Origin of the sequence: Streptomyces sp. NPDC058662, from assembly GCF_042716255.1 — a bacterium.
Classification (GTDB): Bacteria; Actinomycetota; Actinomycetes; order Streptomycetales; family Streptomycetaceae; genus Streptomyces.
This window is the reverse complement of sequence record NZ_JBHXRU010000097.1, coordinates 1-2,592: the sequence shown is the minus strand read 5'-3', so window position 1 is coordinate 2,592 and position 2,592 is coordinate 1. Positions and strand designations below refer to the sequence as shown.

Sequence of the window (2,592 nt, the reverse complement as noted above, 5' to 3'; positions counted from 1 at the left end):
GCGTTGGTCCTGTGGTGGGGCCTGTTGGGCCACCGAGGGCCCGCGGTGGCGGGGGTGGTATCTCAGCGCGCGGTTGGCGGGTTTTGGCGCCCGCCCGCGGTGTGGTTCATTTCAGGCGGTGGTGCTGGGTGGTGCGGGGTGGTGCGGGGGTTACTCGTTGAAGGTGTCGCTCTTGACGTCGACCCACTTGCCGCCCTCGACCTTGTAGACGGTGAGCTGCTTGTTGGTGGTGTCGCCGTACTGGTCGAAGGCGACCTTGCCGGTCACGCCTTCGAAGGAGACCTTGCCGAGGGCCTCGACGACCTTGGCGCGGGAGTCGGCGGGGAGCTTGCCGCCGTTGGCGGCGACGACGGCCTTGACGGCCTGGACGACGGCCCAGCCGGCGTCGTAGGAGTAGCCGCCGTAGGCGGCGTAGGGGTCCTTGTAGCCGCCGGCCTTGTAGTCCTCGATGAACTGCTTGGCGGTGGGGAGCTTCTCGACGGGGTAGCCGATGGAGGTCGAGAGGTCGCCTTCGTTGGCCTCACCGGAGGCGCTGATGAAGGCGGGGTCCTGGATGCCGTCGCCGCCCATGGTGGGGATGTTGGCGCCGGTCTTCTTGATCTGGTCGGCGAGCAGGCCGCCCTCGGGGTACTGGCCGCCGAAGTAGACGGAGTCGGCGCCGGAGGACTTGACCTTGTCGGCGGTGGAGGAGAAGTCGGTCTCCTTCACGGTGACGTGGTCGGTGCCGACGACCTCGCCGCCGAGCTTCTTGAACTCGTCGGAGAAGATCGCGGCGAGGCCGGCGCCGTAGGTCTGCTTGTCGTCGACGACGAAGACCTTCTTCTTGCCGGCGTCCCTGAAGAGGTACTGGGCGGCGAACTTGCCCTGGACGACGTCGGTGGCGGCGGTGCGGAAGTAGGTGGCGAAGGGGCGCTTGAATTCGCCCTTGCCCCAGTTGTCGCCCTGGCTGAGTGCCGGGTTGGTGTTGGCGGGGGAGACCTGGGCGAGGTTGGCGGAGGCGAAGACGCCCTGCATCTGCTGGGCGACGCCCGAGTTCAGGGGGCCGACGACGCCGACGACGTCCTTGTTGCCGACGAGCTTGGTGGCGTTGGCCTGGCCGGAGGCGGGGACCGCCTGGTCGTCGAGGGCCTCGACCTGGAACTCGATGCCGGGGACCTCGTTGTTCTTGTTGGCCGTCTTGGCCGCGAGGTCGACAGAGTTCTTGATGCCCTGGCCGAGGGCGGACAGGGAGCCGGTGAGCGGGGCGTCCACGCCGATGACGACGACGGTCTTCTTGCTGCCGCTGTTGTCCTTGGAACCTGCGTCGTCGCGCGAGCCGCAAGCGGTGAGGGTCAGTGCTCCCGTGGTGATCACGGTGGTGAGAACGAGCAAAGAACGGTGTCGCACGATTCTTCCTTTCCCTGGCGCGGCCGCCTCTGTCGAGGTGCCGTTGAGCCGCCGGGCCGCACTGGGAGATACACGGCCGTGCTGATTCGCGCCCTGCGGCGCGGTGACTGGCCGTGACTCTAGGCCCGAGGTGGTGAGCGCGGGGAGCGGGGAAAGGAGGATGTGACTCTCTTGTTATGCCAAGGCCAAAAATGTGTGGTGAGAGTACGGACAAAACGGGCGTTTAGCCGCGCTGCCGTGTGTCCGCATGTTGAGAATCCCCTAGTTAACTAAGGCGCTTGAGACCTTCATGGTCCTGTCGCTGATCGAATTGCTTCGAATGTGGCTGCGCGTGGCCGAAACAATCCGTCGAGTGGTATTTCCCCAGGGAAAAGGGCGATTAAGTACGATGCCGCCATTACGCAGCGTGATCGACGGGGCTGCGGGGGCGCGTTGGAGTGGATCTTCCCGAAGCGGGCAAAGGGCCTGCGACCTGCGGTTCGCTTCCGCGGCGGACGGGCGGCGGATGGACCGGAAGCCGGACAGGGCGTGCGGGAATGCGGTGACCCGGCTCACTCGGCGGGGCTCGGGGCGGCCGCTCTGCCGGTGGCGCCGTCCTCCTCCGCGCAGCGCCGGGCGACGTACCGGTCGATCAGCTCAAGTGCCTTGGCCCGCCCGGCCGTTGCCTCCTCGGCCCGGCCTGCGGCGACGGCGTCCTCGTGGATGGCGTACTGGGCGTTCGAGAGCCCCTTCTGTTCCCAGTCGAGGCCGGACCAGGTGGTGCCCAGAAGGGTCTCCCTGGCCCAGTAGGAGACGAGGGTGGTGCAGATTCGCGCGGGTGGAGCGGGAGCGGGCGCGGGGGCGTGCGAGCCGGTCGGGGGAGCGGAGGCGGAGGGGGAGCATCCGGTCACGGTGAAAGCCGCGAAAAGGGTGGATGCGGCCGCGCGCCGGAGGGAGGTGCGTGGCGGTGTCCCCATGAGGGGAAGGTAGGCGGTCACCTTCGGTGACACAACCGCTCGCGGGGGAATGTAGTCGGACTGTCGTATTCCGGGCGGGTGCGGGTGCGGGTGCGAGTGCGCGTGGGGCGGAGGTGGGGGCGGTGGCGCGCCGGGGCGGTGGGCCGCGGGCGCCGCGGCCGGGCGGTCCCCGCGCGGCGCGGGGGGCGGGCCCCCCCCCCGGGGGGGGGGGGGGGGCGCGGGGGGCGGGTCACCGCGCTGGGCCCCGGCC

At 69.3% G+C, this 2,592-nt stretch carries 2 protein-coding genes; both read right to left on the bottom strand.

Going from position 1 to position 2,592, the window contains the following annotated elements; translation table 11 throughout:
- Positions 1–150 precede the first annotated feature (150 nt).
- On the bottom strand, positions 151–1,386 hold the full coding sequence (locus ACFWUQ_RS25965; protein ID WP_384542524.1) for a branched-chain amino acid ABC transporter substrate-binding protein: 1,236 nt from the start codon (positions 1,384–1,386) through the stop codon (positions 151–153).
- Positions 1,387–1,937: 551 nt separating this feature from the next.
- The gene (locus ACFWUQ_RS25960) at positions 1,938–2,342 is read right to left on the bottom strand and encodes a hypothetical protein (RefSeq protein ID WP_384542522.1); all 405 of its coding nucleotides are present in this window, start codon (positions 2,340–2,342) and stop codon (positions 1,938–1,940) included.
- Between the last annotated feature and the right edge of the window lie 250 nt (positions 2,343–2,592).

What these genes read in the sequence shown, in the direction of transcription:
- ACFWUQ_RS25960 (WP_384542522.1), bottom strand. Translation starts at nt 2,342, where the DNA reads ATGGGGACACCGCCACGCACCTCCCTCCGGCGCGCGGCCGCATCCACC.